The 25,710-nt window shown below is 65.2% G+C and carries 25 protein-coding genes and 1 riboswitch; of the genes, 6 read left to right on the top strand and 19 right to left on the bottom strand.

Features of this window, described 5'->3' with window-relative positions; translation table 11 throughout:
* Position 1: 1 nt before the first annotated feature.
* Genes C163_RS06015 through cobO form a run of 9 tightly spaced genes read right to left on the bottom strand, consistent with a single transcriptional unit; the run spans position 2 to position 8,031 of the window.
* A complete protein-coding gene (locus C163_RS06015) occupies positions 2 to 568 on the bottom strand; it encodes a histidine phosphatase family protein (RefSeq protein WP_025338028.1) in 567 nt (188 codons plus the stop codon).
* Entirely contained in the window at positions 565 to 1,620 is a 1,056-nt protein-coding gene (cobT, locus tag C163_RS06010) for a nicotinate-nucleotide--dimethylbenzimidazole phosphoribosyltransferase (protein ID WP_025338027.1), read from the bottom strand. The genes C163_RS06015 and cobT overlap by 4 nt, the downstream gene beginning before the upstream one ends.
* Positions 1,617 to 2,138, bottom strand: coding sequence for a bifunctional adenosylcobinamide kinase/adenosylcobinamide-phosphate guanylyltransferase (cobU, locus tag C163_RS06005; protein WP_013971381.1), 522 nt, complete (start codon positions 2,136 to 2,138; stop codon positions 1,617 to 1,619). Before cobU ends, cobT begins: the two co-directional genes overlap by 4 nt.
* Before the next feature lies 1 nt (position 2,139).
* On the bottom strand, positions 2,140 to 3,594 hold the full coding sequence (locus tag C163_RS06000; protein ID WP_025338026.1) for a cobyric acid synthase: 1,455 nt from the start codon (positions 3,592 to 3,594) through the stop codon (positions 2,140 to 2,142).
* A complete protein-coding gene (gene cobD, locus C163_RS05995) occupies positions 3,591 to 4,583 on the bottom strand; it encodes a threonine-phosphate decarboxylase CobD (protein ID WP_025338025.1) in 993 nt (330 codons plus the stop codon). Before cobD ends, C163_RS06000 begins: the two co-directional genes overlap by 4 nt.
* On the bottom strand, positions 4,576 to 5,484 hold the full coding sequence (gene cbiB, locus C163_RS05990; RefSeq protein WP_015269245.1) for an adenosylcobinamide-phosphate synthase CbiB: 909 nt from the start codon (positions 5,482 to 5,484) through the stop codon (positions 4,576 to 4,578). Before cbiB ends, cobD begins: the two co-directional genes overlap by 8 nt.
* On the bottom strand, positions 5,481 to 6,131 hold the full coding sequence (bluB, locus tag C163_RS05985; protein WP_025338024.1) for a 5,6-dimethylbenzimidazole synthase: 651 nt from the start codon (positions 6,129 to 6,131) through the stop codon (positions 5,481 to 5,483). Before bluB ends, cbiB begins: the two co-directional genes overlap by 4 nt.
* The gene (locus tag C163_RS05980; RefSeq protein WP_025338023.1) at positions 6,128 to 7,423 is read right to left on the bottom strand and encodes a cobyrinate a,c-diamide synthase; all 1,296 of its coding nucleotides are present in this window, start codon (positions 7,421 to 7,423) and stop codon (positions 6,128 to 6,130) included. Before C163_RS05980 ends, bluB begins: the two co-directional genes overlap by 4 nt.
* On the bottom strand, positions 7,420 to 8,031 hold the full coding sequence (cobO, locus tag C163_RS05975) for a cob(I)yrinic acid a,c-diamide adenosyltransferase (RefSeq protein WP_013971375.1): 612 nt from the start codon (positions 8,029 to 8,031) through the stop codon (positions 7,420 to 7,422). The genes C163_RS05980 and cobO overlap by 4 nt, the downstream gene beginning before the upstream one ends.
* Before the next feature lie 119 nt (positions 8,032 to 8,150).
* A riboswitch (cobalamin riboswitch) is annotated at positions 8,151 to 8,371 on the bottom strand.
* A gap of 167 nt (positions 8,372 to 8,538) precedes the next feature.
* Between cobO and C163_RS05970 the strand changes: the two genes are divergently transcribed.
* Entirely contained in the window at positions 8,539 to 9,117 is a 579-nt protein-coding gene (locus C163_RS05970; RefSeq protein WP_025338022.1) for a hypothetical protein, read from the top strand.
* A 951-nt stretch (positions 9,118 to 10,068) separates the two neighbouring features.
* Positions 10,069 to 11,415, top strand: coding sequence for a sorbosone dehydrogenase family protein (locus tag C163_RS05965; RefSeq protein ID WP_025338021.1), 1,347 nt, complete (start codon positions 10,069 to 10,071; stop codon positions 11,413 to 11,415).
* On the opposite strand, the gene C163_RS05960 is transcribed toward C163_RS05965, so the two are convergent.
* The 5 genes from C163_RS05960 to C163_RS05940 all read right to left on the bottom strand — a co-directional run bounded on the left by C163_RS05960 (position 11,381) and on the right by C163_RS05940 (position 15,983).
* Positions 11,381 to 11,914, bottom strand: coding sequence for a C40 family peptidase (locus C163_RS05960; RefSeq protein ID WP_013971371.1), 534 nt, complete (start codon positions 11,912 to 11,914; stop codon positions 11,381 to 11,383). The genes C163_RS05965 and C163_RS05960 overlap by 35 nt on opposite strands.
* A 139-nt stretch (positions 11,915 to 12,053) precedes the next feature.
* Positions 12,054 to 12,707 (bottom strand): C40 family peptidase, encoded by a 654-nt coding sequence (locus C163_RS05955; RefSeq protein WP_025338020.1) that lies wholly within the window; start codon positions 12,705 to 12,707, stop codon positions 12,054 to 12,056.
* A gap of 125 nt (positions 12,708 to 12,832) precedes the next feature.
* Positions 12,833 to 13,540 (bottom strand): DnaA regulatory inactivator Hda, encoded by a 708-nt coding sequence (hda, locus tag C163_RS05950; RefSeq protein ID WP_013971369.1) that lies wholly within the window; start codon positions 13,538 to 13,540, stop codon positions 12,833 to 12,835.
* A gap of 289 nt (positions 13,541 to 13,829) precedes the next feature.
* Positions 13,830 to 14,903 carry an AI-2E family transporter gene (locus C163_RS05945; protein ID WP_025338019.1) on the bottom strand — a complete coding sequence of 358 codons (1,074 nt, stop codon included), beginning with the start codon at positions 14,901 to 14,903 and terminating at the stop codon, positions 13,830 to 13,832.
* Between the two features lie 12 nt (positions 14,904 to 14,915).
* Positions 14,916 to 15,983: a DUF2066 domain-containing protein gene (locus tag C163_RS05940; RefSeq protein ID WP_025338018.1), complete on the bottom strand. Its 1,068-nt coding sequence runs from the start codon at positions 15,981 to 15,983 to the stop codon at positions 14,916 to 14,918.
* A gap of 617 nt (positions 15,984 to 16,600) precedes the next feature.
* On the opposite strand from C163_RS05940, the gene purM reads away from it, so the two are divergent.
* The 4 genes from purM (at position 16,601) to C163_RS05920 (ending at position 19,536) form a co-directional block, all read left to right on the top strand.
* Positions 16,601 to 17,659 carry a phosphoribosylformylglycinamidine cyclo-ligase gene (gene purM, locus C163_RS05935; protein ID WP_025338017.1) on the top strand — a complete coding sequence of 353 codons (1,059 nt, stop codon included), beginning with the start codon at positions 16,601 to 16,603 and terminating at the stop codon, positions 17,657 to 17,659.
* Positions 17,659 to 18,312, top strand: a complete 654-nt coding sequence (purN, locus tag C163_RS05930; protein WP_025338016.1) for a phosphoribosylglycinamide formyltransferase — start codon at positions 17,659 to 17,661, stop codon at positions 18,310 to 18,312. The genes purM and purN overlap by 1 nt, the downstream gene beginning before the upstream one ends.
* 8 nt (positions 18,313 to 18,320) lie before the next feature.
* Positions 18,321 to 19,031, top strand: a complete 711-nt coding sequence (locus tag C163_RS05925; RefSeq protein ID WP_025338015.1) for a DUF3108 domain-containing protein — start codon at positions 18,321 to 18,323, stop codon at positions 19,029 to 19,031.
* Between the two features lie 322 nt (positions 19,032 to 19,353).
* The gene (locus C163_RS05920; protein ID WP_003257734.1) at positions 19,354 to 19,536 is read left to right on the top strand and encodes a hypothetical protein; all 183 of its coding nucleotides are present in this window, start codon (positions 19,354 to 19,356) and stop codon (positions 19,534 to 19,536) included.
* A 45-nt stretch (positions 19,537 to 19,581) separates the two neighbouring features.
* On the opposite strand, the gene C163_RS05915 is transcribed toward C163_RS05920, so the two are convergent.
* The 5 genes from C163_RS05915 to cysM all read right to left on the bottom strand — a co-directional run bounded on the left by C163_RS05915 (position 19,582) and on the right by cysM (position 25,701).
* Positions 19,582 to 20,121: a DUF2058 domain-containing protein gene (locus C163_RS05915; protein WP_025338014.1), complete on the bottom strand. Its 540-nt coding sequence runs from the start codon at positions 20,119 to 20,121 to the stop codon at positions 19,582 to 19,584.
* 26 nt (positions 20,122 to 20,147) lie between these two features.
* Positions 20,148 to 20,981 (bottom strand): nucleoside triphosphate pyrophosphohydrolase, encoded by an 834-nt coding sequence (gene mazG, locus C163_RS05910; protein ID WP_025338013.1) that lies wholly within the window; start codon positions 20,979 to 20,981, stop codon positions 20,148 to 20,150.
* A 124-nt stretch (positions 20,982 to 21,105) separates the two neighbouring features.
* Positions 21,106 to 23,346, bottom strand: coding sequence for a GTP diphosphokinase (relA, locus tag C163_RS05905; protein ID WP_015269231.1), 2,241 nt, complete (start codon positions 23,344 to 23,346; stop codon positions 21,106 to 21,108).
* 96 nt (positions 23,347 to 23,442) lie between these two features.
* Positions 23,443 to 24,801, bottom strand: a complete 1,359-nt coding sequence (gene rlmD, locus C163_RS05900) for a 23S rRNA (uracil(1939)-C(5))-methyltransferase RlmD (protein WP_025338012.1) — start codon at positions 24,799 to 24,801, stop codon at positions 23,443 to 23,445.
* Positions 24,802 to 25,701 (bottom strand): cysteine synthase CysM, encoded by a 900-nt coding sequence (cysM, locus tag C163_RS05895; RefSeq protein WP_025338011.1) that lies wholly within the window; start codon positions 25,699 to 25,701, stop codon positions 24,802 to 24,804.
* Positions 25,702 to 25,710: the final 9 nt, after the last annotated feature.

Here is a 25,710-nt window from a genome sequence, read left to right as displayed (position 1 = left end):
TTCAGCGTCCCTCGACCAACTGGCCGTCGTCACCCGGCACCAATCGCATCAGCGCAGCGTGGCCGACTTCGACCTGCAGCAACTGCGCCCTCGGCAAACCACGGGCACGGGCCAGCAGCAACCGCATCACGCCGCCATGGGTGACCAGCAGCACACGCTTGCCAGCATGCTGATGGCTCAGGCGCTCGACAGCCGCCAGCACACGCTCGGCGAACGCCTCGACCGGCTCGCCATTGGGCGGTGTAAACGCGTAAGGGTCCGCCCAGAAGCGCCCCAGCGCGTCCGCCTGGTCTTCCATGATCTGCGCCGCACTACGGCCTTCCCAGTCGCCAAAATGCAGCTCCTGCAACGCCGCTTCGCGCTGTACCGGCAGGTTCAGCCGCTCGCCCAGTTCCTCGGCAAAACGCGCACAGCGCTGCAGCGGCGAACTGACCAGCACCTCCCACGGGCCGGCTTCGGCCACGGCGCCACGCATCTGCGCCCAGCCCTTGTCGGTCAAGGCATCATCAAGGCTGCCACGCAGGCCGCCCTGTTCCGTTTCGCCATGGCGCAGCAGGTCGAGGATCATGCCGGGCGGTCCGCCACCGCAGCCTCGGCGAAGGTCGCCATCTGCCCGTGCAGCGCACAGGCCAGGCGCAACAGCGGCACTGCCAGGGCAGCCCCACTGCCCTCGCCCAGACGCAGGCCCAGGGCCAGCAACGGCTCGGCCTGCAACGCGTCGAGCAAGGCTTTGTGCCCGGGTTCTGCGCCTTGGTGGGCGAACAGCAACCAGGCCCGGCACTGCGGGTTGAGGCGCACCGCCAGCAGCGCGGCGACACTGCAGATGAAGCCGTCTACCAGCACCGCGATACCCGCCTGCGCACAGCCGATGTAGGCACCGGCCAGGGCCGCGATCTCGAAACCACCGACACAACCCAGTGCCTGCAATGGATCGTTGGCGCTCAGGCCATGCAGGCTCAGCGCCCGTTCGATGACCTCGGCCTTGTGCCGCACCCCGGCGTGGTCCAGGCCGGTACCCGGGCCACTCAACTCAGCCGGCGGGCAACCCAGCAAGACGCTGGCCAGGGCAGCGGCAGCCGTGGTGTTGCCAATACCCATCTCGCCACCGATGAACAGCTGCGCGCCCTGTTCGGCGGCGCGCAGGGCACTATCGCGGCCAGCCTGCAGGGCGGCCTGCAGCTGGCTCTCGGTCATTGCTGGCTGGCGGGCGAAGTTGGCGGTACCGGCGCCCAGGCGCAGATGGCGCACGCCAGGCAGTTCCAGGTGCGGGTCGATGGTGCCCAGGTCGACCACTTCCAGACTCGCCTGCAGCTGGCGCGCCAGCACGCTGATTGCCGCGCCACCGCCGACGAAGTTGCGCAGCATCTGCCCGGTCACCGCTTGCGGGTAGGCCGAGATGCCTTCCTCGACCACACCGTGGTCACCGGCAAAAATGCTGATTGCGGCGTGATCCAAGGTCGGCCGTTCACACCCCTGCAGGCCGGCCAGCTGAATGGCCAATCCTTCCAGTTGGCCCAGCGAACCGGCAGGTTTGGTCAGCTGCTGCTGACGGGCGCGGGCCTGGTCCATGGCGGCGTTGTCGAGGGATTGGCAGGCGTCACGCCACCAGGCTTGGGTCATAGTGCAGGTCCTTTGAGCATTAGGGGCAGGCCGGCCACGGTCAGCACCACGCGCTGACAGCGTTCGGCCACGGCCTGGTGCAGCCAGCCGGCCAGGTCGACATAGCGCCGGGTCAGCTCGCCCATGGGCACGACGCCCAGGCCGGTTTCGTTACTGACCAGGATGACCGTGCCCGGCAACTGTTCCAGGCAGGCCAGCAGCGCATCACGCTCCTCGGCCAGGCGCTGGTCGTCTTCGAGCATCAGCAGGTTGGTCAGCCACAGGGTCAGGCAATCCACCAGCAGGCAGCGCCCTTCGGCCGCTTCGGCGCGCAGTACCGCGGCCAGGGCCAGGGGCTCTTCGATCAACCCCCAGTCATCGGGGCGACGCTGGCGATGCAGCAGCACGCGTTCGTTCATTTCACCATCCAGCGGCTGGCTGGTGGCGATATAGGTCACCGGCAGGCCACTGGCGCTGGCCAGCTGTTCGGCCAAGCGGCTCTTGCCCGAGCGGGCGCCACCGAGGATCAGGTTGAGCATGTCAGGCCACCCCACAGAGCTGGCGCAGGCGCGCGGTGTCCAGGTGCTTTTCCACCAGGTCGGCCAGGCGCTCGATATCGCGTTCGCGCAGGGCCTGGTAATCGACGGCCTGCACATCATCCAGCCCAGCCCAGCGCAGCAGCGCCGCGCACGACTGGTTGCCTTCGAACAGGCCGTGCAGGTAGGTGGCAAGTATCTGGCCATCAGCGCTGACAGCACCATCGCAACGCCCATCGGCAAGTTGCACGGCTGGCTGCTCCAGGGCAGGCCCCGTGGTGACGCCGGCATGAATTTCATAACCGGCAACCGGGACTGCTTCCAGGTTCAGCGTGCCGGCAACGTTGCGCAGTTGTTTCTCAGCTTCGAGCACCGTGGCGTAATCGAGCAGGCCAAGCCCCGGGCTGGAGCCGGCGGCCCCTTCGAGACCAAGCGGGTCATGCACTTCGCGGCCCAGCATCTGCAGGCCACCGCAGATCCCGATCAGCTTGCCGCCATAGCGCAGGTGCCGGTCGATGGCCTTGTCCCAACCGCGCTCACGCAGTTGCGCCAGGTCGCCGCGCACACTCTTGGAACCCGGCAGGATGATCAGGTCGGCGGCCGGGATCGGCTGGCCCGGGCCGATGAACTGCAGGTCAACCTGGGGGTGCAGGCGCAGTGGGTCGAAGTCGGTGTGGTTGCTGATACGCGGCAGCACCGGGACGATCACCTTGAGCACGCGCTCGGCCTTTGCCCCCTGGCGTGCGTCGATGCCGTCTTCGGCTTCCAGATGCAGATCGGTGACATACGGCAGCACGCCCAGCACCGGCTTGCCGGTGCGCTGCTCCAGCCAGTCCAGCCCCGGCTGCAGCAAGGCGATGTCGCCGCGGAAGCGGTTGATGACAAAGCCCTTTACCCGCGCCTGCTCACTGGGCGAGAGCAGTTCCAGGGTGCCGACCAGATGGGCGAACACACCACCACGATTGATGTCGGCAACCAGGATCACCGGGCAGTCCACCGCTTCGGCAAAGCCCATGTTGGCAATGTCACCGGCACGCAGGTTGATCTCCGCCGGCGACCCCGCGCCTTCGACCATGACCACCGGCCAGGCAGCACTCAGGCGCTGGTGCGAAGCCAGCACCGCCTGCATGGCGATAGCCTTGTAGTCGTGATAGGCCACCGCGTTCATGCTGGTGACGGCACGGCCATGGATGATCACCTGGGCGCCAGTGTCGCTGTTGGGCTTGAGCAGCACCGGGTTCATGTCGGTGTGCGGTTGCAGCCGGCAGGCCTGGGCCTGCACCGCCTGGGCCCGGCCGATTTCACCGCCGTCGGCGGTCACCGCGCTGTTCAGCGCCATGTTCTGTGGCTTGAACGGCACCACGCCGACGCCCTGGCGCAACAGCCAACGGCACAGTGCGGTCACCAGCGTGCTCTTGCCGGCGTCGGAGGTGGTGCCTTGCACCATGAGGGTGGTCATGCCGTTTCCTTCTGATAGGCCGCCAGGGCCTGGGCCAGGCGCTGTTCGTCCGCCGCATGGGCAGGCAGCCCAAGGCGTACCGCCGACGGCTGCTCGAACAGCCGCACCAGGATGCCGCGGCAGGCAAGAAAGTCATGCAGTTGCGCAGCGTGCTCGCTGCGTACGTACTGGAACAGGTCGCAACCACCGCTGGGTGCCAGGCCGGCGCTGCGCAACAGCATAGCCAGCCGCTGGCTGGCGGCAGCGCAGCGTTCGACCTGCACACGCTGGGCGGCGTGGTCGGCCAGGCTGGCCTGGGCCAGCACCCGGGTCGGGCCATTGACGGTCCACGGCCCAAGCAACTCGGCCAGGCGCAGCAGCAGGCTGCGTTCGGCGGCAACGAACCCCAGGCGCACGCCGGCCAGGCCGAAGAACTTGCCGAACGAGCGCAGCACGATCAGCCCCGGGCGCTCGGCACAATCGACCACGCTTTGCGCCGGGGTGTTGTCCATGAACGCTTCGTCGACCAGCAGCCAGCCACCGCGGGCGGCCAGGCGCGCATGCCAATCCAGCAGGCGTTCACGCGGCAGCCGGCGGCCGGTGGGGTTGTTGGGGTTGACCAGCACCAGTACGTCGAGGCTGTCGAGCGTCGCCTCGACCTGCGCTTCGTCCAGCTCCAGCAACTGGTGCCCCGCCCGTTGCCAGGCGTATGGGTGCTCCGCATAGCATGGCGTCAACACCCCTACCCGGCCGGCTGCGCGCAACAGCGGCAAGGCCTGGATCGCGGCCTGGGAACCGGCCACCGCCAGCAATTGGCGGGCGCCGTAATACGCACGCGCGGCGTCCTCCAGGCCGTCCTCGGTCTCCGGCAGGCGGGCCCAGGCCTCCACGGGAATCGGTGGAATCGGGAAAGGCCATGGCGCAATGCCGCTGGACAGGTCGAGCCACTGCTCGCGGGCGATGCCGTATTGCCGTACCGCCCGCAGCAGGCGGCCTCCGTGTTCAAGCATTGATATAGGCCCCCAGGCAGATCACCAGCAGCCACAGCCATACGCCGCGCTGCACCAGGCCCCAGCCGCGCTCGATGGCGTCGGCGTCGGCCATTGGCCCGTCACCCAGGCGTGGCCGCTCATGCAGCTCACCGTGGTACACCGCCGGGCCACCGAGTTCCACCCCCAACGCACCAGCACCGGCGGCCATCACCGGCCCGGCATTGGGGCTGTCCCACAGCGGGCCCTGCTTGCGCCAGCAGGCCAGGGCCAGGCGGGTCTTGCCCAGCAGCGCGTAGGTCAACGCCACCAGCCTGGCGGGAATATAGTTGAGCACATCATCGACACGCGCCGCACACCAGCCGAAGCGTTCGAAGCGCTCGTTGCGGTAGCCCCACATGGCGTCCAGGGTGTTGCTCAGGCGGTACAGCACCACGCCCGGCGCGCCGGCGACCACGAACCAGAACAGCGCGGCGAATACCGCATCGCTGCCATTCTCCAGCACCGACTCGGTGGCCGCCCGGGCCACCGCAGGTTCGTCCAGTTCGCGGGTTTCGCGGCTGACCAGGTAGCCCACACGGCGCCGCGCTTCTTGCAGGTCACCCTGGCGCAAGGCACTGGCCACCGGCAACACGTGTTCGCCCAGGCTGCGCAGCCCGACGGCGCAGTACAGCGCCAGCACGTCGACCAGCCAGCCGATGTACGGCAGCCAGGAGAGGATCAGTGCCACCAGGGTAAGCGGCACCACGGCCAGGAACCATGCGCTCACCCCGTGGCTGCGCCAGCCGCGCCCACCGGCATTCAGGCGGCGTTCGAGGTTACTGGCCATATTGCCGAAGGCTACCAGCGGATGGCGCCGCTGCGGTTCGCCCAGCAAGGCATCCAGGGCCACCCCGGCCACAGTCAGCAAGGCCACGCTCATTGGCGCTCTCCCCATTGGTTCTCAAAGAGCATTTCACTCAAGGGCCGTTCCTCGGCCCAGTTTTCCAGCACCAGCATCGGTGCCGGGTAGAACTCGGTCACCGGCCCCAGGCACAGCACCGCGACCGGCTTGGCCCCGGCCGGCATGCCCAGCAGCGCCGCCAGCGCCTGCGGGTCGAACAGCGACACCCAGCCCATGCCCAGGCCTTCGCCACGGGCTGCCAGCCACAGGTTCTGGATGGCGCAGGCCAGCGAGGCCAGGTCCATTTCCGGCAGGGTGCGGCGGCCGAAGATATGCGGCTCGCGATTGTCCATCAGGGCGGCCACCAGCAACTCGGCGCAGTCATTGATGCCCTCCACCTTCAGTTTCATGAAGGCGTCGGAGCGTTCGCCCAACGCTTCGGCGGTACGCACCCGCTCTGCTTCCACCAAGGCCTGGATGCGCGCACGCAGGTCGCGCCGGGTGATGCGGATGAAACGCCAGGGCTGCATCAGCCCGACGCTGGGCGCCTGGTGCGCGGCAGCCAACAGGCGGCCCAGCAGTTCCGGGGCCACCTCGCCACCGGCGAAATGGCGCATGTCACGGCGCTCGCCGATAGCCCGGTAGATCGCGGCGCGCTCGGCGTCGCTGTAGGCGTGTTCGCTCATGGTCGCAACAGCGCCGCCGCCGCATCCGGGTTGGAGGGAAAGTAGAAGTGCACGTAGGAAGCCGTCAGCCGACCCAGGCGGTACACCGCTTCGTTGCCACGCCCGCCATTGGGGCTCAGGCCACGTGCGATCGGCTCCAGTGCGGTACTGGTCAGCGAATGGTGATAGGTGTGACCGCGCAGGGTGCCCTCAGGCAGTTCCACCGCCTGCAAAGCCAAGGCAGCCAGGCGCTTCTGCATGATCGCTTCGCCCGGCAGCAGTCCGAGCAGCTCGGCACGCTCGCCGGCCACGTCGGTCAGGGCATCGAGCAGATACAGCATGCCGCCGCACTCGGCCAGCAACGGTTTGCCCTGGACGTGATGGGCACGGATCGCCTCGCTCATCGGCGCGTTGGCGGCGAGAGCGTGGTGGTGCAGCTCGGGATAACCACCCGGCAGATACAGGCTGTCCACTGCCGGCAGTTCGCGGTCATGCAGCGGCGAGAAGAACTCCAGCTCTGCGCCAAGGTTGCGCAGCAGGTCGAGGTTGGCGCCATAGGTGAAGGCAAAGGCCTCGTCCCGCGCCACGCCAATGCGCACACCGGCCAACGAGGCAGCACTGGCTTGCGGCTCGGGTTCGGCAAAGGTAACTGGCGGCGGCAAGGCAGCATCGCAACTGGCGCCAAGCGCCTCGGCAGCGGCATCCAGGCGCGCGTCCAGGTCGTTCAGCTCGCTGGCCTGGACCAGCCCCAGGTGGCGGCTGGGCAGCTCGATACCGCGCTCGCGGGACAAGCCGCCATACCAGCGCAGGCCCTCGGTCAGGCTACCTTCCAGCAGTTGCGCGTGGCGCAGGCTGCCGACCCGGTTGGCTAACACACCGGCAAACGGCAGGTCCGCCTGGTAGCGTGCCAGGCCCAGGGCCAGGGCGCCGAAGGTCTGGGCCATGGCCGTGCCGTCGATCACCGCCAGCACCGGCACGCCAAAGTGGCGCGCCAGGTCGGCGCTGGACGGCGTGCCGTCGAACAGCCCCATCACCCCTTCGATCAGGATCAGGTCGGCCTCGCCGGCGGCTTCCCACAGCAGGCGGCGGCTTTCCTCGGCGCCGATCATCCACAGGTCGAGCTGGTACACCGGCGCGCCGCTGGCTCGCTCGAGGATCATCGGGTCGAGAAAGTCGGGCCCGCACTTGAACACCCGCACCTTGCGCCCGAGGTTGCGGTGCAGGCGGGCCAGGGCGGCGGTGACGGTGGTCTTGCCCTGGCCAGAGGCCGGTGCCGCGATCAGCACGGCGGGGCAATGGCGCGGCTGGCTCACAGTTCCACGCCCTTCTGTGCACGGATGCCGGCCTGGAAGGCGTGCTTGAGCATGCCCATCTCGGTCACGGTGTCGGCCAGCTCGATCATCTCGGGTTTCGCGGCACGGCCAGTGACGATCACATGCTGCATCGGCGGGCGGGCCTGGATGTCGGACAGCACCTGGTCAAGGTCGAGGTATCCGTGCTTGAGGGCGATGTTCAGTTCATCGAGCACCACGAACTGCACGCTCGGGTCTTGCAGCAACTGGCGCGACACGGCCCAGGCCGCTTCGGCGGCGGCGATGTCGCGCTGGCGATCCTGGGTTTCCCAGGTAAAGCCCTCGCCCATCACGTGGTAGCGCACCTGCTCGGGGAAGCGGCGGAAGAACAGCTCTTCGCCGGTGCTGTTGCGGCCTTTGATGAACTGCACCACACCGCATTGCATGCCATGACCCAGTGCGCGCGCGAGCATACCGAAGGCCGAGCTGCTCTTGCCTTTGCCATTGCCGGTCAGCACCAGCAGCAGGCCGCATTCGTTGGGGGAATTGGCGATGCGTTCGTCGATGATCGCCTTCTTGCGCTGCATGCGCGCCAGGTGGCGTTCGTCGCGTTCGGTGGATTCGCTCATCAGGGTTCTCCGCTGGCTGGCACCACGGCAACGCGCGGCGACAGGTAAAAGGCGGGCAGACGGAGAACGCGCAGGGGCCGTGGCCGTACGCCACGGTGCACCGCGCATCACCCTCCGTGATGCCGTTGGCAGTATCAGGCCGGTCTCCGGGCTTGTGAGCGGGCCTTGGCCCAGGCCTGCGCGCCTTCCCGGGTGCTGGCACCCAGTGGCCCTGCGCGGCCGCGACTCACCTACCGTTGCGGGGGCAGCGCCGGAATCGCGCCATGCTGGCACCCACCGGCTTCCCAGTTTCACCCTGCCCAGTCGGGGCTGGCAGGGCACCTGAAACACGCGCGAAGGTTAGAGGGTTGCACCGGGAGCGTCAATCGAAGCGGGCCGCTTTGCAGTCGAACAGGCACCGCCCGGGTAATGGCCAATTCACCTGGTTGTGCCACACTGAATACAGTGATATCACATAGCCATCACTTTCAGCTGAACGCGATCACAACGATAACAGGAGAGCGCAGCATGCGAGGCCAGATCATCAACAACCCGCGCCTGGAGTTTCTCGCCCCGGTGCTGGAGCGCTGGGGCGACTGTATCGACCGCTTCAACCAGTTTGCCGGCGATGCCGAAGCACCTTACTGGCATGGCGCCGCCGCCAATACCGGGCTGCTTGCCGCAGCGGCGTGGCAGGCCGAACTGGCGGCGCTGCAGCAGTTTGCCGGCAAGAAGCAGCGCGACGAAGGCGAACACGAAGGGCGCTGCGACCTGTCGATCAGCAGTGCCGATGAAGCGCTGTACCTCAGTGTCAGCCAGCGCTGGCCAAGAATCGCTCGGCTGGACATGGCCGACGCCCTGCAGCAGACCGCTGCCCTGGCGCGCCAGGTGGCCTACCCCAGCCAGTTGAAAGCAGGGGCGCTGTTCATCAGCCCGTGGAAGGCTGGCCAGCATGCCAGCCCCGAGGAACTGCAGGACCTGGTCGACGATCTGCAGAAACATACCGCCTGTGCCATCGCCTGGTACTTCCCGTATGCATACCGCAAGTTGCACAACGAGCTGGGGCAGTATTTCCCGGGGGTAGCGTTGTTGCTCAAGCAGGCTTGAAGCAACTTCGGCTCGGGCCGGGGCCGGAACTCGTTTCGCAAGCGCGACCTGGCTTTTGTGGGAGCGGGCGTGCCCGCGAAGAATCCAACGCTGTGGCTGGCACCGGCTGCGCCGGTGTTCGCGGGCGCGCCCGCTCCCACAGAGCCCCTGCTAAACCTTTCAGTTATATGCGGCTCCGGTTTTGCCGTCTGTGTATTTCGATTCCTCGGTGGTCATTCAAGGCTCCTGTCGTAGTGAAGCGACCACCAACCGCGGCTAAACAGTATGGTGGCAGCTGTACGTGGGTTAGCCGACCGGGACGTCAGGCACCCGGCGCACCCGCAGGTGCCCCACGCACAGCCGCCATAAGGCGCCAATGCCGATTACTCGGTATTGCACGACTGCGGTGCCTGACGATTTCGGGCGGCTAACCCGGTCATTGAAGTTCAACGACATGCCGAGACTAGAGCCCGCATTTGGCGCGCGCAACGGAGAATAGGCGTTGGGAGTTTCTTTGGGAAACGGCCTACAAGAAAGGTGTTAAATCTGATTCTTGGGCTCGCCCCACGCCACCTTTGCAACAGCAGCGGCGCATCTCACTGGCACATTGAGCCATCACCAGACCTGCATGCTCTTGATCTTGATCTTGATCTTGATCTTGATCTTGATCTTGATCTTGATCTTCGCGACTTCAGGAGGCCGAGCAGAGGTCTTGCGGAGGGAGGTGACGGGCATGGATGCCCGTCACCTCCCTACGCAGTCCCTTCGCTCGGCCTCCTGAAGTCGCAATCGGCGGCGCCTGAACTATCGCGCGCTTAGAAGCAAAAGCAAAAGCAACGGCAACGGCAACGGCAACGGCAACGGCAACGGCAACGGCAACGGCAACGGCAACGGCAGTTGGATGGTTCCCGGGAACCCGGCGAACGTCGCCGACCTCTCAGTTCCATAGGCCTTCTTAGGAGGATGCCGCCCATGAAACACCTGATGCCTTGGCTATTGGCCGCCAGCCTGACTGCCTGCGGCGAAACCGCCCTGCTGAATGTACTCGACGGCAGCGGCCCAACCCCCCAGCTGCCTGCTCCGGTCAAGACCGCCCTCCCCACTGTGAATATCGCCCCGGCAGTGGGCTGGCCCAAGGACGTCACGCCCGAAGCAGCACCAGGCACTCAGGTGAAAGCGTTCGCCAGCGGGCTCGACCACCCTCGCTGGCTATACCTGCTGCCCAACGGAGACGTGCTGGTGGCTGAAACCAATGCCCCGCCCAAACCCGAAGATGGCAAGGGCCTGCGCGGTTGGGTCATGAAGAAGGTGATGAAGCGGGCAGGTGCAGGCGTGCCCAGCGCCAACCGCATTACCCTGCTACGGGATGCCGACCACGACGGCGTGGCTGAAATCCGTACGACCTTCATCGAAGAGCTCAACTCACCGTTCGGCATGGCCCTGGTCGGCAAGGACCTCTACGTCGCCAACACCGACAGGCTGCTGCGCTTTCACTACGAGCCCGGTGCCATGCAAATTCGCAATGAAGGCCAGCCGGTAGTCGAGTTGCCAGGCGGGCCGCTCAACCACCACTGGACCAAGAACGTCATCGCCAGCCCCGATGGCAAGAAACTTTTCGTGACGGTCGGCTCCAACAGCAACGTAGGCGAAAACGGTATGGACAAGGAACAGGGGCGCGCCGCGATCTGGGAAGTGGACCCCGCCAGCGGCCAGCACCGCCTGTTCGCCACCGGCCTGCGCAACCCTAACGGCTTGGCCTGGGAGCCGCACAGCGGCGCGTTGTGGACGGCAGTCAACGAGCGTGACGAGATCGGCAGCGATCTGGTACCGGACTACATCACTTCCGTGAAGGACGGCGGTTTCTATGGTTGGCCCTACAGCTACTACGGCCACCACGTGGACGAGCGCGTGCAACCGCCAGCGCCTGAAAAAGTAGCCCAGGCGCTGGCGCCCGACTACGCCGTGGGCCCACACACGGCATCGCTGGGGCTGGCATTCGCCGAGCCGAATGGGCTACCACCGCCCTTCGAACAAGGGGCATTCGTGGGCCAGCACGGGTCGTGGAACCGCAAGCCACACAGTGGCTACAAGGTGATTTTCGTGCCGTTCGACCCGTCAGGAAAACCCTCGGGCAGGCCAGTGGACCTGCTTACCGGTTTTCTGGATGAGCATGGCAATGCCCAAGGGCGCCCGGTCGGCGTAATCACCGACGAGCGTGGCGGCGTGCTGGTAGCCGATGATGTCGGCAATGTGGTCTGGCGGGTGAGCAAAGCCCCGCCTGTCCTCAGGGGTTCTGCGCCAGATGCCCTTGCGGAATGACGCGCTTGGCCTGCAGGTAAGCCTTGGCCCAGTAGCTGTTGGACAGGTAGTCCAGGCGCACCGTGCCACCGCTGGAAGGTGCATGCACGAAGCGCCCTTCCCCGACATAAATGCCAGCATGGCTGACCTGCGAGCCGCCACTGGTGGCGAAGAACACCAGGTCACCGGACTGCAGCGACTTGGCATCCACGGTTGGCGCGCGCATGACGATCATCTCACGCGTCGAACGCGGCAGGCTTATGCCAGCCGCATCACGGTAGACGTACTTGATCAGGCCACTGCAATCGAAACCGGAGTCCGGCGTGTTGCCGCCCCAGCGATAAGGCGTGCCCACCAGGCCGATAGCACGCATCAGCACGTCATCGGCAATCGGCGAAGGGCTGGGCTGGCTATAGGTTACCTGCGGCTGTACCACAGGGGCCGGCGCAGGCGCACGGCTGGAGCAGGCAGCCAGCAAGGCTGCCAAGGAGAGAAATGCGAAGCGCGCCATCTTTACCATGGCCAGAACATCCTGTCTGAGTCCGCTGGGCCGCAGCCGAAAAGAATTGAGAATTTAGATTAGACGCTTTCTATAAATGCGCACGGCGGCGAGCTTTTTTCAAAGCATCGCCGCCGCGGCAGGATATATCATTTTGCTATCAGTTGCGCGCGATATTGGTGGTCGGCGCCATGGCCAAGGCACGCTTGGCTTCGATGAAGGTCTTGCTCCAGTAGCGGTCACCGAGGCTGTCGATGCGCACGCCACCACTGCGGCGGCTGCTGGAGTGGATGAACTGGTTGTCACCCAGGTAGATGCCGGCATGGCTCACGCGGCCGCGACCATTGGTGCTGAAGAACAGCAGGTCACCTGGCTTGAGCTTGTTGCGGGCCACTTTCGGGGCATCGACGTTGATCATTTCACGCGTGGAACGCGGCAGGGTAACGCCCGCCTCTTCGCGGAACAGGTAGCCGATGAAACCACTGCAGTCGAAGCCGGACTTCTCCGAGGTACCACCGAAGCGGTAGCGGGTGCCGATCAGCGACATGCCGCGCTCGAGAATGCTGTCAGCCAGAACTGGCAACTGGTAAGGCTTGCTGCTGGAGAAAGCCTCCAGGTCATCTTCGGTGGCCAGCTCTTCCGGCTCGCCGAATACCGACGAGGACGAGGCTTTGGCCTTGAACGCCGATTGTGCGGCGATCGGGGAGTGATCCTGGGGCTGCAACTCTGAATGAGAAGCTGGGCCTTGGGCCGCGCAGCCAAAAAGCAGGGTCACGAGTGCGAGTGGCACGAGGGGTGCGAAGCGCTTCAGCATGGGCACGACCGTGTCTGTAATCCTTTAGAAGGGTGAAACTATGCCCTCTATCATGGCCATTTGCAAATTTTATCGAAAAAGATGTGACTTTTTTGTTTTGCCGCTCTGGCCCAGCGTTTTCGGGGTTACCAACCCAGGGTTTCCTTGAGGAAAGGGATGGTGAGCTTGCGTTGTGCCTGCAACGAGGCCTGGTCGAGACGTTCGAGCAGGTCGAACAACGCACTCATGCTGCGTGCGCCGCGGGTGAGGATGAAGTGACCGACTTCGTCGGTAAGGTGCAGGCCACGGCGCGAAGCACGCAGTTGCAGGGCACGCAGCTTGTCTTCGTCGGACAGGCCACGCATCTGGAACACCAGGGCCAGGGTCAGCCGCGACTTCAGGTCGGGCAGCTTGATCGGCAGTTCGCGCGGCGATGCCGAGGCAGCCAGCAGCAGGCGCCGGCCGCTGTCACGCAGGCGGTTGAACAGGTGGAACATGGCCTCTTCCCAATCAGCCTTGCCGGCGATCACGTGCAGGTCGTCGATGCACACCAGTTCGTACTGGGCCAGGTAGTCGAGCAGCCCTACGCCACGATCGAGCAATTGCGCCAGCGGCAGGTAGACGGCTGGCTCGCCGCGTTGCTGGAAGCGGTGGGTGGCGGCCTGTAGCAGGTGGGTACGGCCAACACCTTGCTTGCCCCACAGGTAGATAAGGCTCTCGGTCCAGCCGGCGTCGGCTTCGCATAGCCGCTCGACGTAGCCCAATGCCGCGGCATTGGCGCCCGGATAGTAGTTGATGAAGGTGGCGTCATCGCGCAGGCGCACACCCAGGGGCAACTGGATCGGTGGTTTCATGCTCGCGGGCGGTCGACAGGACCGCAGGGGGCCTTTGGTGAACAATGTGCAAAGTCTATACCCGCAGCGCGGGGCGCACAATCGCGGCAGCGGATAGCACAAGTAAAATCAACGAGTTGCGCGCCAAAAGCCTGCAATACGTGCCCTGTAGGAGCGGCCTTGTGTCGCGATGGGCCGCAAGGCGGCCCCGGCAATCCTGAGCCAGGGCAGATATCCTGGGGCCGCTGCGCGCCCCGTCGCGACACAAGGCCGCTCCTACAAAGGGCAGTGCAGCCAAACGGCCCCGGGATCACAACTCCGGGTCGATATCCCCGGCATACATGTCCGATTCCTTGTACAGGTCATGTACATGCCGCAGCAGCACCATGATCACCGCCGCCACCGGCAGCGCCAGCAACACCCCGGTAAAGCCGAACAGCTCACCGCCGGCCAGGATCGCGAAAATCACCGCCACCGGGTGCAGGCCGATACGGTCACCGACCAGCAGCGGGGTCAGCACCATGCCTTCCAGCGCCTGCCCGACCATGAACACCGCGACGATGCCCAGCATCGGGTACAGGTCGCCGCCGAACTGGAACAGGCCAGCCACCAAGGCCGCGCCGATGCCGATGATGAAGCCCATGTACGGCACGATGGCAGCCAGCCCGGCGAGCATGCCGATCAGCAGCCCCAGCTCCAGCCCCACCAGCATCAGCCCGGCCGAATAGATGATGCCCAGGGCCACCATCACCATCAATTGCCCGCGCACGAACGCCCCCAGCACTTCATGGCATTCGCCCGCCAGGCCCATCACTTGCGGCTCACGATGGCGCGGCAACAGGCCACGCAGCTTGGCCATCATCAGGTCCCAGTCGCGTAGCAGATAGAAGCCCACCACCGGGATCAGCACCATGTTGGCCAGCCAGGCCATCAGCGCCAGGCTCGATGCAGTGGCATGGGACAGCAGCACGCCGACGATATCGGTGGTCTGGCCCATGTGCGTGCCGATGGCGGCCTTGATCTTGTCGAACTTCCAGAAGCCGTCAGCCAGGCCCAGGCGGCTCTGCACCCAGGGCAGCGCCACGTGCTCGAGCCAGTCGAGCATCTGCGGCGCCAGTTCGTACAGGCGCACCAGCTGCTTGGCCAGCAGCGGCACCAATACCAGCAGCAAGGCCAGCAACAGCAAGGTAAACAGGCCGAAAACCACCACCACGCCCCAGGTGCGCGACAGCCCCAGGCGCTCCAGGCGGTCGACCAGCGGGTCGGCCAGGTAGGCCAGCAGGATGCCGACCAGGAACGGGGTAAGAATGTTGTGCAGGCTGTAAAGCAGCACGGCGACCAGCAGGGCAACGCCCAGCCAGATCCAACGACGTACGTCGGTCACGGTGTGCTCCCCTTACCAGCGAAAACGCAAACCGTCGAACGGCTTGGGTGCTGGCTGGGCCGGCACTGCTTGCCCAGCGCCGGCAGCGTCTGCCGGAGCTGGAGGGGGCTGCACAGCAGGCGCCTGCTCTACCGGTACTTCCTGCAGCTTGGCCAGGCCAAGCTGGGCGCGCAGCTGTTCGCGGTTGGCGGTCACGCCGTAGGTCAGGGTGCTGCCTTCGGCCATCTGCAGGCGCGGGCCAAAGGGTTCGAGCACGCGGGCCAACTCGGCGTAGCGCTGCAGGTTCATCCCCTGCACTTGCACCTGCAACTGGCTGCTGGCGCCCGGGCGGGTGACGTAGCGCGGCGCCAGGCGGCTGCTGAGCGCCAGCATCACGGCGTCGGCCAGTGCTGCCGGGTCGGCACCTTCGGCAGTGCCTTGTTCACGCTGGTCGCCCAGCCACAGCTGCCATTTGCCCTGCCACTTGCCGTCGGCTTCCCGGGCATGCACCGCCAGCAAGGCATCGGCGCCGTAGCGCCCTGAGGCTTCGCGCAGCGCCGCAGGGTCACTGCCTTCGATCTGCTCGGCATTGGCCACCAGTTGCTCCTGCAGGTCGGCCAGCGGCAGGCGCAACGGCAGGCCACGGTGCTGCGCGGCGCGGCGCAGGGGTTGGGCGCTGGCCTGGCCGTCACCGACCAGGTTGCTGCCTTCGGCACTGTCGTTCAGCCACCAGCCCAGGATCGAGGGGCGGTTGCTGCCCCACAAGGCCAGGCCGGCCTTGCGCAAGGCCCGTTCGGTACTGCCAGGGTCGAACTCGACCAGCACCGACTCGGGTGGCCCGGCTTCGCTGGCGACCTGGTTGATGATTTGCTGCGGGTCCTTGCGCAGCCCTGCCAATGCCGGGCTTTGCGCTGCCTTGGGGTCGCCGGTCAGGCGCGTTACCAGGGTATCGAGGGCCTGGGCGGTAGCCGCGGCACGGGCTTCGGCGCCCTGCCCGGATACCGGTTCGCGCACCTGGTACAGGCCGGAGACACTTTCAGCCTGGGCAGTGGCCGAGATCAGGGCCAGGCAACCGACTGCCAGAATATTGAAAAGACGCATGGAGGATTCCTGTCCATTTACCGCAATGCCTATACCTTATACATGGGGGCGCAAGGTAACCAGTCGCGAGGATGAAAGATTGGTTGCGGAGATTGCCTGGGAGATGTGATGGGTCTGACAGGTGTTCGCCGCAACAGGTTCAGCGCCTGCGTGTGCATGACGCAACCCTTGTGGCGCCTGGGAGATCGAGCGCCGCCCGCGCGGCGCTTCGCGGGACAAGCCCGCTCCCACATCTGTTTCGGGCCAGTAACGCCTGTGCCATTGCACACGACCGCCTTGTTTGCCCGACGCAATGTCGAGGTGGACGCCAAGGGGCCGCGCGCCTCTGCCTCAGAAATAATTGGCCCGAAACAAATGTGGGAGCGGGCTTGTCCCGCGAAGCGCCGCGCGGGCGGCGCTCGATCTCACAGGCGCCACACCTCTCGTGGCGAACACCCCCCACTTTTTACCTATTTTCATGCCCTGCCCGTCGGCCTGAGGATGGCCGCTGCCCGGCAACCCTGATAAAATCGCGCGCCTTCACAGACCACTGACGTTTCAGGCAGCCGCCGCTTACCAGCCGGCCTTGGCCGTCATGGTCGTTTTTAAGAATCCCTCCCTCCTAAAGGCCTGGATCAATGAGCAAGCAACCCTCCCTGAGCTACAAGGACGCCGGTGTAGACATCGACGCCGGCGAAGCACTGGTCGAACGCATCAAGGGCGTGGCAAAACGCACCGCACGCCCTGAAGTCATGGGTGGCCTGGGCGGCTTCGGCGCCCTCTGCGAGATCCCGGCCGGCTACAAGCAGCCGGTGCTGGTCTCCGGCACCGACGGCGTCGGCACCAAGCTGCGCCTGGCACTGAACCTGAACAAGCACGACAGCATCGGCCAGGACCTGGTCGCCATGTGCGTCAACGACCTGGTAGTGTGCGGCGCCGAGCCGCTGTTCTTCCTCGACTACTATGCCACCGGCAAACTGAACGTCGACGTGGCCGCCACCGTGGTCACCAGCATCGGTGCCGGTTGCGAACTGGCCGGCTGCTCGCTGGTCGGTGGTGAAACCGCCGAAATGCCTGGCATGTACGAAGGCGAAGACTACGACCTGGCCGGCTTCTGCGTCGGCGTGGTGGAAAAGGCCGAGATCATCGACGGCTCCAAGGTTGCCACCGGCGACGCACTGATCGCCCTGCCGTCCTCGGGCCCGCACTCCAACGGCTACTCGCTGATCCGCAAGATCCTCGAAGTGTCCGCCACCGACATCGAGAACACCCAGCTCGACGGCAAGCCACTGACCGACCTGCTGATGGCGCCGACCCGCATCTACGTCAAGCCGCTGCTGCAACTGATCAAGAACACCGGCGCGGTCAAGGCCATGGCCCACATCACCGGTGGCGGCCTGCTGGACAACATCCCGCGCGTACTGCCGGCCAACGCCCAGGCGGTCATCGACGTGGCCAGCTGGCAGCGCCCGGCGGTGTTCGACTTCCTGCAGGCAAAAGGCAACGTCGACGAGCATGAAATGCACCGCGTGCTGAACTGCGGCGTCGGCATGGTCATCTGCGTTGCCCAGGATCAGGTAGAAGCTGCCTTGAACGAACTGCGCGCCGCTGGCGAGCAGCCATGGGTGATCGGCCACATCGCCGAAGCCGCCGAGGGCGCTGCCCAGGTCGAGCTGCAGAACCTCAAGGCACACTGATGCCAAGCAAGACCTGCAATGTAGTGGTACTGCTGTCGGGCTCCGGCAGCAACCTGCAAGCCCTGATCGACAGCTGCCAAGGCCAGGACAGCCCGGTGCGCATCCGTGCGGTGGTTTCCAACCGCGCCGATGCCTACGGCCTGCAACGCGCCGCGGCGGCCGGCATCGACAGCGTCGTGCTCGAGCACACCCAGTTCGACGGCCGTGAAGCCTTCGATGCCGCGCTGATGGCGCGCATCGATGCTTTCGCCCCGGACCTGGTGGTGCTGGCCGGTTTCATGCGTATCCTCAGTGGCGACTTCGTGCGCCACTACCAGGGCCGCCTGCTCAACATCCACCCGTCGCTGCTGCCCAAGTACAAGGGCCTGCATACCCACCGCCGGGCGCTGGAGGCAGGCGACGCCGAGCATGGCTGCAGCGTACACTTCGTGACTGAGGAACTCGATGGCGGCCCACTGGTCGTACAGGCTGTGGTACCGGTGGCGTCTGACGACACCGTCGAAAGCCTGGCCCAGCGGGTACACCGCCAGGAACACCTGATCTACCCGCTGGCGGTGCGCTGGTTCGCCGAAGGGCGCTTGCGCCTTGGCGAACAGGGTGCATTACTGGATGGCCAGCCCCTGGCGGCCAGCGGTCACTTGATTCGATCCTAGGAGAATTTATGCGTCGCGCCCTGCTCTTGGCTCTCGCCGTGCTCGCCCTGCCCCTCCAGGCAGCTGATCTGAAGCCTTTCTCGGCCAGCTACACCGCAGACTGGAAGCAACTGCCCATGAGCGGCACCGCCGAGCGCAGCCTGGTCAAGAATGCCAACGGTACCTGGGACCTTAACTTCAAGGCTTCCATGATGATCGCCAGCCTGACCGAGCAAAGCACCCTGCGCCTGGACAACGACACCCTGCTGCCGCAGAAGTACCACTTCGAGCGTGGCGGCCTGGGCAAGGCCAAGAAGGTCGACCTGACCTTCGACTGGAACAGCAAGAAGGTCACCGGCAGCGACCGTGGCGATGCCATCAGCCTGCCGCTGAACCGTGGCGTGCTGGACAAGTCGTCCTACCAGCTGGCCCTGCAGCATGACGTGGCCGCCGGCAAGAAGAGCATGACCTACCAGGTAGTCGACGGTGACGAGATCGACACCTACGACTTCCGCGTGCTGGGCACCGAAAAGGTCACTACCAAGACCGGCCAGGTCGATGCGGTGAAGGTCGAGCGCGTGCGCGACCCAAGCCAGAGCAAGCGCATCACCGAGCTTTGGTTCGCCAAGAACTGGGACTACCTGCTGGTGCAACTGCGCCAGGTCGAGACCGATGGCAAGGAATACGTGATCGTGCTGCAGGATGGCACGGTCGATGGCAAGCCGGTAAAGGGCAACTGAGCCAGCGCTGCCAGCAGTACCCGAAGCCCCGCCTTGTGCGGGGCTTTTTTCTGCCTGCCTTGCACCGACGCCTGTAGGAGCGGCCTTGTGTCGCGATGGGGCGCGCAGCGGCCCCGGCAATCTTGCGTTGAGGCAAAGATCCTGGGGCCGCTGCGCGCCCCATCGCGACACAAGGCCGCTCCTACAAAAGCGCACCTGCCGGCCAAAAGGCTGATCATGAAACTTGTTTCATGCCGGTTTTATTTACTTAGCCTGCTAACAAACTCTATAAAGAGGTTGTGCGACACAGTGTCGCAGCCAACTGAAGCAGTGGAGTTTAACGATGACAGTCCAAGTAACCGAACGCGACGAATCGAAAATGTCCCACGAAGGCCTGGCCGCTGGTGTGCGGATCTGGGATGTGCACCAACAGGGCCAGCTGGTGGGGATGTTCCACAACGAACATGAAGCACACCAGTACCGTACAGAGCTGGAAAACCTGGAAAACCAGCGCGCGACGCAATGACCCATCTTCAAATGAAAAACCCCGCCAAGGCGGGGTTTTTCGTGGTTACCACATCAGATCATCAGGGATCTTGTAGGCCGCGTACGGGTCGTCCTCGTCCGCTTCCTCGACATGGGTATTCAGCAACAGGATACGGTTGGGGTCGCGCTCCTGGATCTTCACCGCCGCCTCACGAGGGATCACCTCGTAACCGCCGGCAAACGACACCACGGCCAGCGCGCCATTGCTCAGCTTGGTCCGCATCAGGGCATTGACGGCAATGCGCTTGACCTTCTTGTCGTCGACGAAGTTGTAGTAGTCCTCGGTGCTCAGCTTCGGCAGGCGAGTCGCTTCGATCAACTGCTTGATCTGCGCGGCGCGGGCCTTCTGCTCGGCTTTTTCCTGCTGCTGGCGGTTCAGCTCCTGGTCACGCTTGGCTTTCTCGGCCATGGCTTCCTTGGCCAAGCGCTGCTGGCTGTCGTCCACCTCGACCTGGCCTTTGTGCTCCAGGCGTTTCTGTTTCTTCTCGGCCTTGTTGGCCTGGGAAACCTGTTTCTGGTTGACCAGACCGGCTTTGAGCAGTTGGTCGCGAAGGGAAAGGCTCATGAATGTTCACTCACTTATGCAACAGCTCAGCCGCAGCTGGGCAGGTTCTTTTCCTGACGTTTGGCTTCACCCCAAAGGGCATCCAGTTCGTCAAGGTTACAATCTTCGATGGGTCGGCCACTGTCGCGCAATGCCTGTTCGATGAAGCGGAAACGCCGCTCGAACTTGCGATTGGCACGGCGCAGGGCGTGTTCCGGGTCATGCTTGAGGTGGCGGGCCAGGTTGACGGCAGCAAACAGCAGGTCGCCGATTTCATCCTCGAGCGCATCGGCATCACCGTCGGCCATGGCCTGCAGCACTTCGTCCAGCTCTTCGCGGACCTTGTCCAGCACCGGCAATGCCGCAGGCCAGTCGAAACCGACCGTGGCCGCGCGCTTTTGCAGTTTGGCTGCCCGCGACAACGCCGGCAATGCCGCTGGTACGTCGTCGAGCAGCGACAGCTGTTCGGGCTGGCTCTTTTCCGCCCGCTCTTCAGCCTTGATTTCTTCCCAGCGTGACTTGACCTGGGCCTCGCTCAGGCTGGGGGTGTCCACCGGCGCGTACAGCTCGCCGGTGGGGAATACATGCGGGTGACGGCGAATGAGCTTGCGGGTGATGCTGTCGACCACGCCGTCGAACTCGAAACGCCCTTCCTCGCGGGCCAGCTGGCTGTAGTAGACCACCTGGAACAGCAGGTCGCCCAGCTCACCTTGCAGGTGCTCGAAGTCGCCACGCTCGATGGTGTCGGCAACCTCGTAGGCCTCTTCGATGGTGTGCGGGACGATGCTCGCGTAGTTCTGCTTCAGGTCCCACGGGCAGCCGTACTGCGGGTCGCGCAGGCGGGCCATGAGGTGCAGCAGGTCTTCGAGGGTGTAGGTCATTCAGGCAGGTCCTTCGGTGGTGGCTTCTTCGCGGGCTTGCCCGCTCCCACAGGATGCATGCAGGTTTCGAAATCTGCATCTTGCCTGTGGGAGCGGGCAAGCCCGCGAAGCAGGCACCGCGGTCTCAAGGGGTACGATTACGCCGCGTCTCGATGATGTTCGGCAACTGCGAGATCCGCCCCAGCAGGCGCCCCAGCGCATCCAGGCCTGGAATCTCGATGGTCAGCGACATCAGCGCGGTGTTGTCTTCCTTGTTCGAGCGGGTGTTCACCGCCAGCACGTTGATCTTTTCGTTCAGCAGCACTTGCGACACATCGCGCAGCAAACCCGGGCGGTCGTAGGCACGGATGACGATGTCGACCGGGTAGGTCTGCACCGGGATCGGCCCCCAGCTGACCTGGATCATGCGCTCCGGTTCCTTGCCTGCCAGCTGCAGCACCGAGGCGCAGTCCTGGCGGTGGATGCTCACGCCGCGGCCCTGGGTGATGTAGCCGACGATGGCGTCACCTGGCAGCGGCTGGCAGCAGCCAGCCATCTGCGTCAGCAGGTTGCCGACGCCCTGGATCTGGATGTCGCCACGCTTGCCGGTACGCGGCCCGGTAGGCTTGCGCGGTACCAGTTCGATCTGCTCGATGCGCTCGGGCTCCAGCAACTGCTGGGCGGCGTTGACCAGGTGCGCCAGGCGCAGGTCGCCAGCACCGAGCGAGGCGAACATGTCCTCGGCGGTCTTGACGTTGGTCTTCTCGGCCAGGCGCTCGAAATCCACCTGCGGCAGGCCCAGGCGGCTGAGCTCGCGTTCGAGCAAGGTCTTGCCGGCAGCGACGTTCTGGTCGCGCGCCTGCAGCTTGAACCAGTGCACGATCTTGGCCCGCGCCCGCGAGGTGGTGACGTAGCCCAGGTTGGAGTTCAACCAGTCACGGCTGGGGTTGCCATGCTTGCTGGTGATGATCTCGACCTGCTCGCCGGTCTGCAGGCTGTAGTTGAGCGGCACGATGCGCCCGTTGATCTTGGCGCCGCGGCAGTTGTGGCCGATTTCGGTGTGCACGCGGTAGGCGAAGTCCAGCGGCGTGGCACCCTTTGGCAAGTCGATGGCGTGGCCGTCCGGGGTGAACACGTAGACCCGGTCCGGCTCGATGTCGACCCGCAGCTGCTCGGCCAGGCCACCGATGTCGCCCAGCTCTTCGTGCCACTCCAGCACCTGGCGCAGCCAGGAGATCTTCTCTTCGTAATGGTTGGAGCTGGACTTGACGTCGGTGCCCTTGTAACGCCAGTGGGCGCAAACCCCAAGCTCGGCTTCCTCGTGCATGCCGTGGGTACGGATCTGCACTTCCAGCACCTTGCCCTCGGGGCCGATCACCGCGGTGTGCAGCGAGCGATAGCCGTTCTCCTTGGGGTTGGCGATGTAGTCGTCGAACTCCTTGGGGATGTGCCGCCACAGGGTGTGCACGATGCCCAGCGCGGTGTAGCAGTCGCGGATTTCCGGCACCAGCACGCGGACCGCGCGCACGTCGTAGATCTGGCTGAATTCCAGGCCTTTGCGCTGCATCTTGCGCCAGATCGAATAGATATGTTTCGCCCGGCCGCTGATGTCGGCCTTGACGCCAGTGGCCAGCAGCTCGTTCTGCAGCTGGTTCATCACCTCGCTGATGAAGCGCTCGCGGTCCAGCCGGCGCTCGTGCAGCAGCTTGGCAATCTGTTTGTACTGGTCGGGTTCGAGGTAGCGGAAGGACAGGTCTTCCAACTCCCACTTGATGTGGCCGATACCCAGGCGGTGCGCCAGCGGCGCATAGATGTCGAACACCTCGCGCGCGACACGCAGGCGCTTCTCGTCGTCGGCGGCCTTGACCGCACGGATCGCGCAGGTACGCTCGGCCAGCTTGATCAGCGCCACGCGCACGTCGTCGACCATGGCCACGAGCATCTTGCGCAGGTTCTCGACCTGCGCCTGCGAACCCAGTACCAGCGATTGGCGCGGGCTGAGGCTGGCGCTGATGGCGGCCATGCGCAGCACACCGTCGATCAGCTTGGACACCACCGGGCCAAAGCGCTGGCTGACCTCGGCCAGAGTCACCTTGCCCTCGCGCACCGAGCGGTAGATGACCGCCGCCACCAGGGAATCCTGGTCGAGCTTGAGGTCGGCGAGGATTTCGGCGATCTCCAGGCCCGCCTGGAAGCTGGACGTACCGTCCGCCCAGGAATGCTTGGCCGGGTTGCCCTTTTTCTCGACTTCATGGGCAAACTCGCAGGCCTCTTTCAGCGCTGCGCGATCCAGTGCCGAATCGACGCTTACCACATGGTCCAACCATGCTTCGAGATTGATACTGCCGTCGGTGTTGACCGGCTGGTGCACTCTCACCTGTACCATCTTTGTTTTACCTTTCCATACAGCGCACCACGCGGGTGCGCTGGCAATCACCGTGCGGCCACCGTTCCGTGAAAGCCGCACCAAGGGGCCAGTCAGCTAGCCCGCTTCGAATAACGCCATGGCCTCGACATGCGCCGTCTGAGGAAACATGTCGAGAATCCCGGCCCTTTTTAACCGGTACCCCTGGCCGACCAGCACCTGGGCGTCTCGCGCCAGCGTGGCCGGGTTGCACGATACATAGACCAGCCTTCTGGCCTTGAGGCGGGCGATGCCTTGCACCACCTCGAAAGCACCGTCGCGCGGTGGATCCAAGAGTACCGCAGAAAAGCCCTCGGCGGCCCATCCGGCGCCCGCCAAAGGCTGCGATAAATCGGCCTGAAAAAACCGTGCGTTATGCACATTGTTGTTCCGGGCATTGGCCGCGGCCCGATCGACCATGGCCTGCACACCTTCCACAGCTACCACCTCGCGCGCCTGGCGGGCCAGCGGCAGGGCGAAGTTGCCCAGGCCGCAGAACAGGTCCAGCACGCGCTCGTCGGCCTGGGGTGCCAGCCAGGCCAGGGCCTGCTCGATCATCGCCGTGTTGACCTGGGCATTCACCTGCACGAAGTCACCTGGGCGCCAGGCCAGTTCCAGCTGCCAGGGCGCCAGGGTAAAGCCCAGTTGCGCGGCCGGGTTCACTGGCGCCGGCTCACCTTCGCCCTGCAGCCACAACTGGGCATTGGCCTGCTCGCAGAACGCCTGCAGCCTGGCCAGGTCTTCAGCCGGCAACGGCGCGACATGGCGCACCAGCAGCGCCTCGGCAGTGCCGCTGAACAGTTCCACATGGCCCAGCGCCTGCGGCTTGCTTAGCGAGCGCAGCACGGTCGGCAAGTGGCGCAGAATCGATTGCAAGGGCTGTACCAGCACCGCGCAATCGTCGATGGCGATGATGTCCTGGCTGGCTTCGGCGCGGAAGCCGACCTCCAGCTGGCGCGCCTTGGCGTCCCAGCGCACTGCCACGCGGGCGCGGCGCCGGTAACCGAACTCCGGCCCGCTCAGCGGTGCGGCCCATTCCTCGGGCTGCACGCCGGCCACCCGCTGCAGCTGCTCGGCCAGGGTGCGCTGCTTGAGCGCCAGCTGCGCTTCGTGCGGCAGGTGCTGCAGGTTGCAGCCACCGCAGCGCTCGTAATACCGGCATGGTGCCTGACGGCGCTCGGGGCTGGCCTGCAGCAGGCGCTCAAGGCGGGCCTCGACCACTTTGCCACGGGCATTGAGCACCCGCGCCTCCACGGCCTCGCCGGCCAGGGCGCCACTGACGAACCAGGTGCGCCCTTCGTGGAAGGCAATGCCCCGGCCGTCACCGGCCAGGCGCTCGATTTCCAGGCGCTGCTTCTTGCCCACCGGGACCTGGGGGCTGCGGTTGCCGCCGACCGGCTGGAAGCGCAGGCCGCTGTTGCTTTTCTTCTTGGACATTTAGCTCGGGTCGAACAGGCCGGTAGACAGGTAACGGTCGCCACGGTCGCAGATGATCGCGACCATCGTGGCATTTTCCACCTCGCGGGACAGGCGCAGCATGGCCGCGACTGCACCACCGGAAGACACGCCGCAGAAAATGCCCTCTTCACGGGCAAGGCGGCGGGTGGTTTCCTCGGCTTCCTGCTGCGACATGTCGACCACGCGGTCGACGCGGCTGGCGTCAAAGATTTTCGGCAGGTATTCCTCGGGCCAGCGGCGGATGCCCGGAATGGCCGAACCTTCCATTGGTTGCAGGCCGACGATCTGTACCGCCGGGTTCTGTTCCTTGAGGTACTGCGAGCAGCCCATGATGGTACCGGTTGTACCCATGGAGCTGATGAAATGAGTGATGGTGCCCTGGGTCTGCTGCCAGATCTCGGGGCCGGTGCTGTTGTAGTGGGCGATGGGGTTGTCGCCGTTGGCGAACTGGTCCAGCACCAGGCCGCGGCCTTCGGCCTGCAGCTTCTCGGCCAGGTCACGGGCGCCTTCCATGCCCTCCTCCTTGGTCACCAGGATCAGCTCGGCGCCGTAGGCGGTCATGGCGGCCTTGCGCTCGGCGGTGGAGTTGTCGGGCATGATCAGGATCATCTTGTAGCCCTTGATCGCCGCAGCCATCGCCAGGGCGATGCCGGTGTTGCCGGAGGTGGCTTCGATCAGGGTGTCGCCGGGTTTGATCTGGCCGCGCAGTTCGGCGCGGGTGATCATCGACAGTGCCGGGCGGTCCTTCACCGAGCCGGCGGGATTGTTACCTTCGAGCTTGAGCAGGAGGGTGTTGCTGGTTTCGCCAGCGATACGCTGCAGGCGAACCAGGGGCGTATTGCCGACGCAATCGGCGATGGTTGGGTACTGCAAGGTCATGGCGTATTT

Origin of the sequence: Pseudomonas sp. FGI182 (assembly GCF_000511325.1) — a bacterium.
Lineage (GTDB): Bacteria > Pseudomonadota > Gammaproteobacteria > Pseudomonadales > Pseudomonadaceae > Aquipseudomonas > Aquipseudomonas putida_Z.
This window is presented reverse-complemented; position numbering and strand designations above follow the sequence as displayed.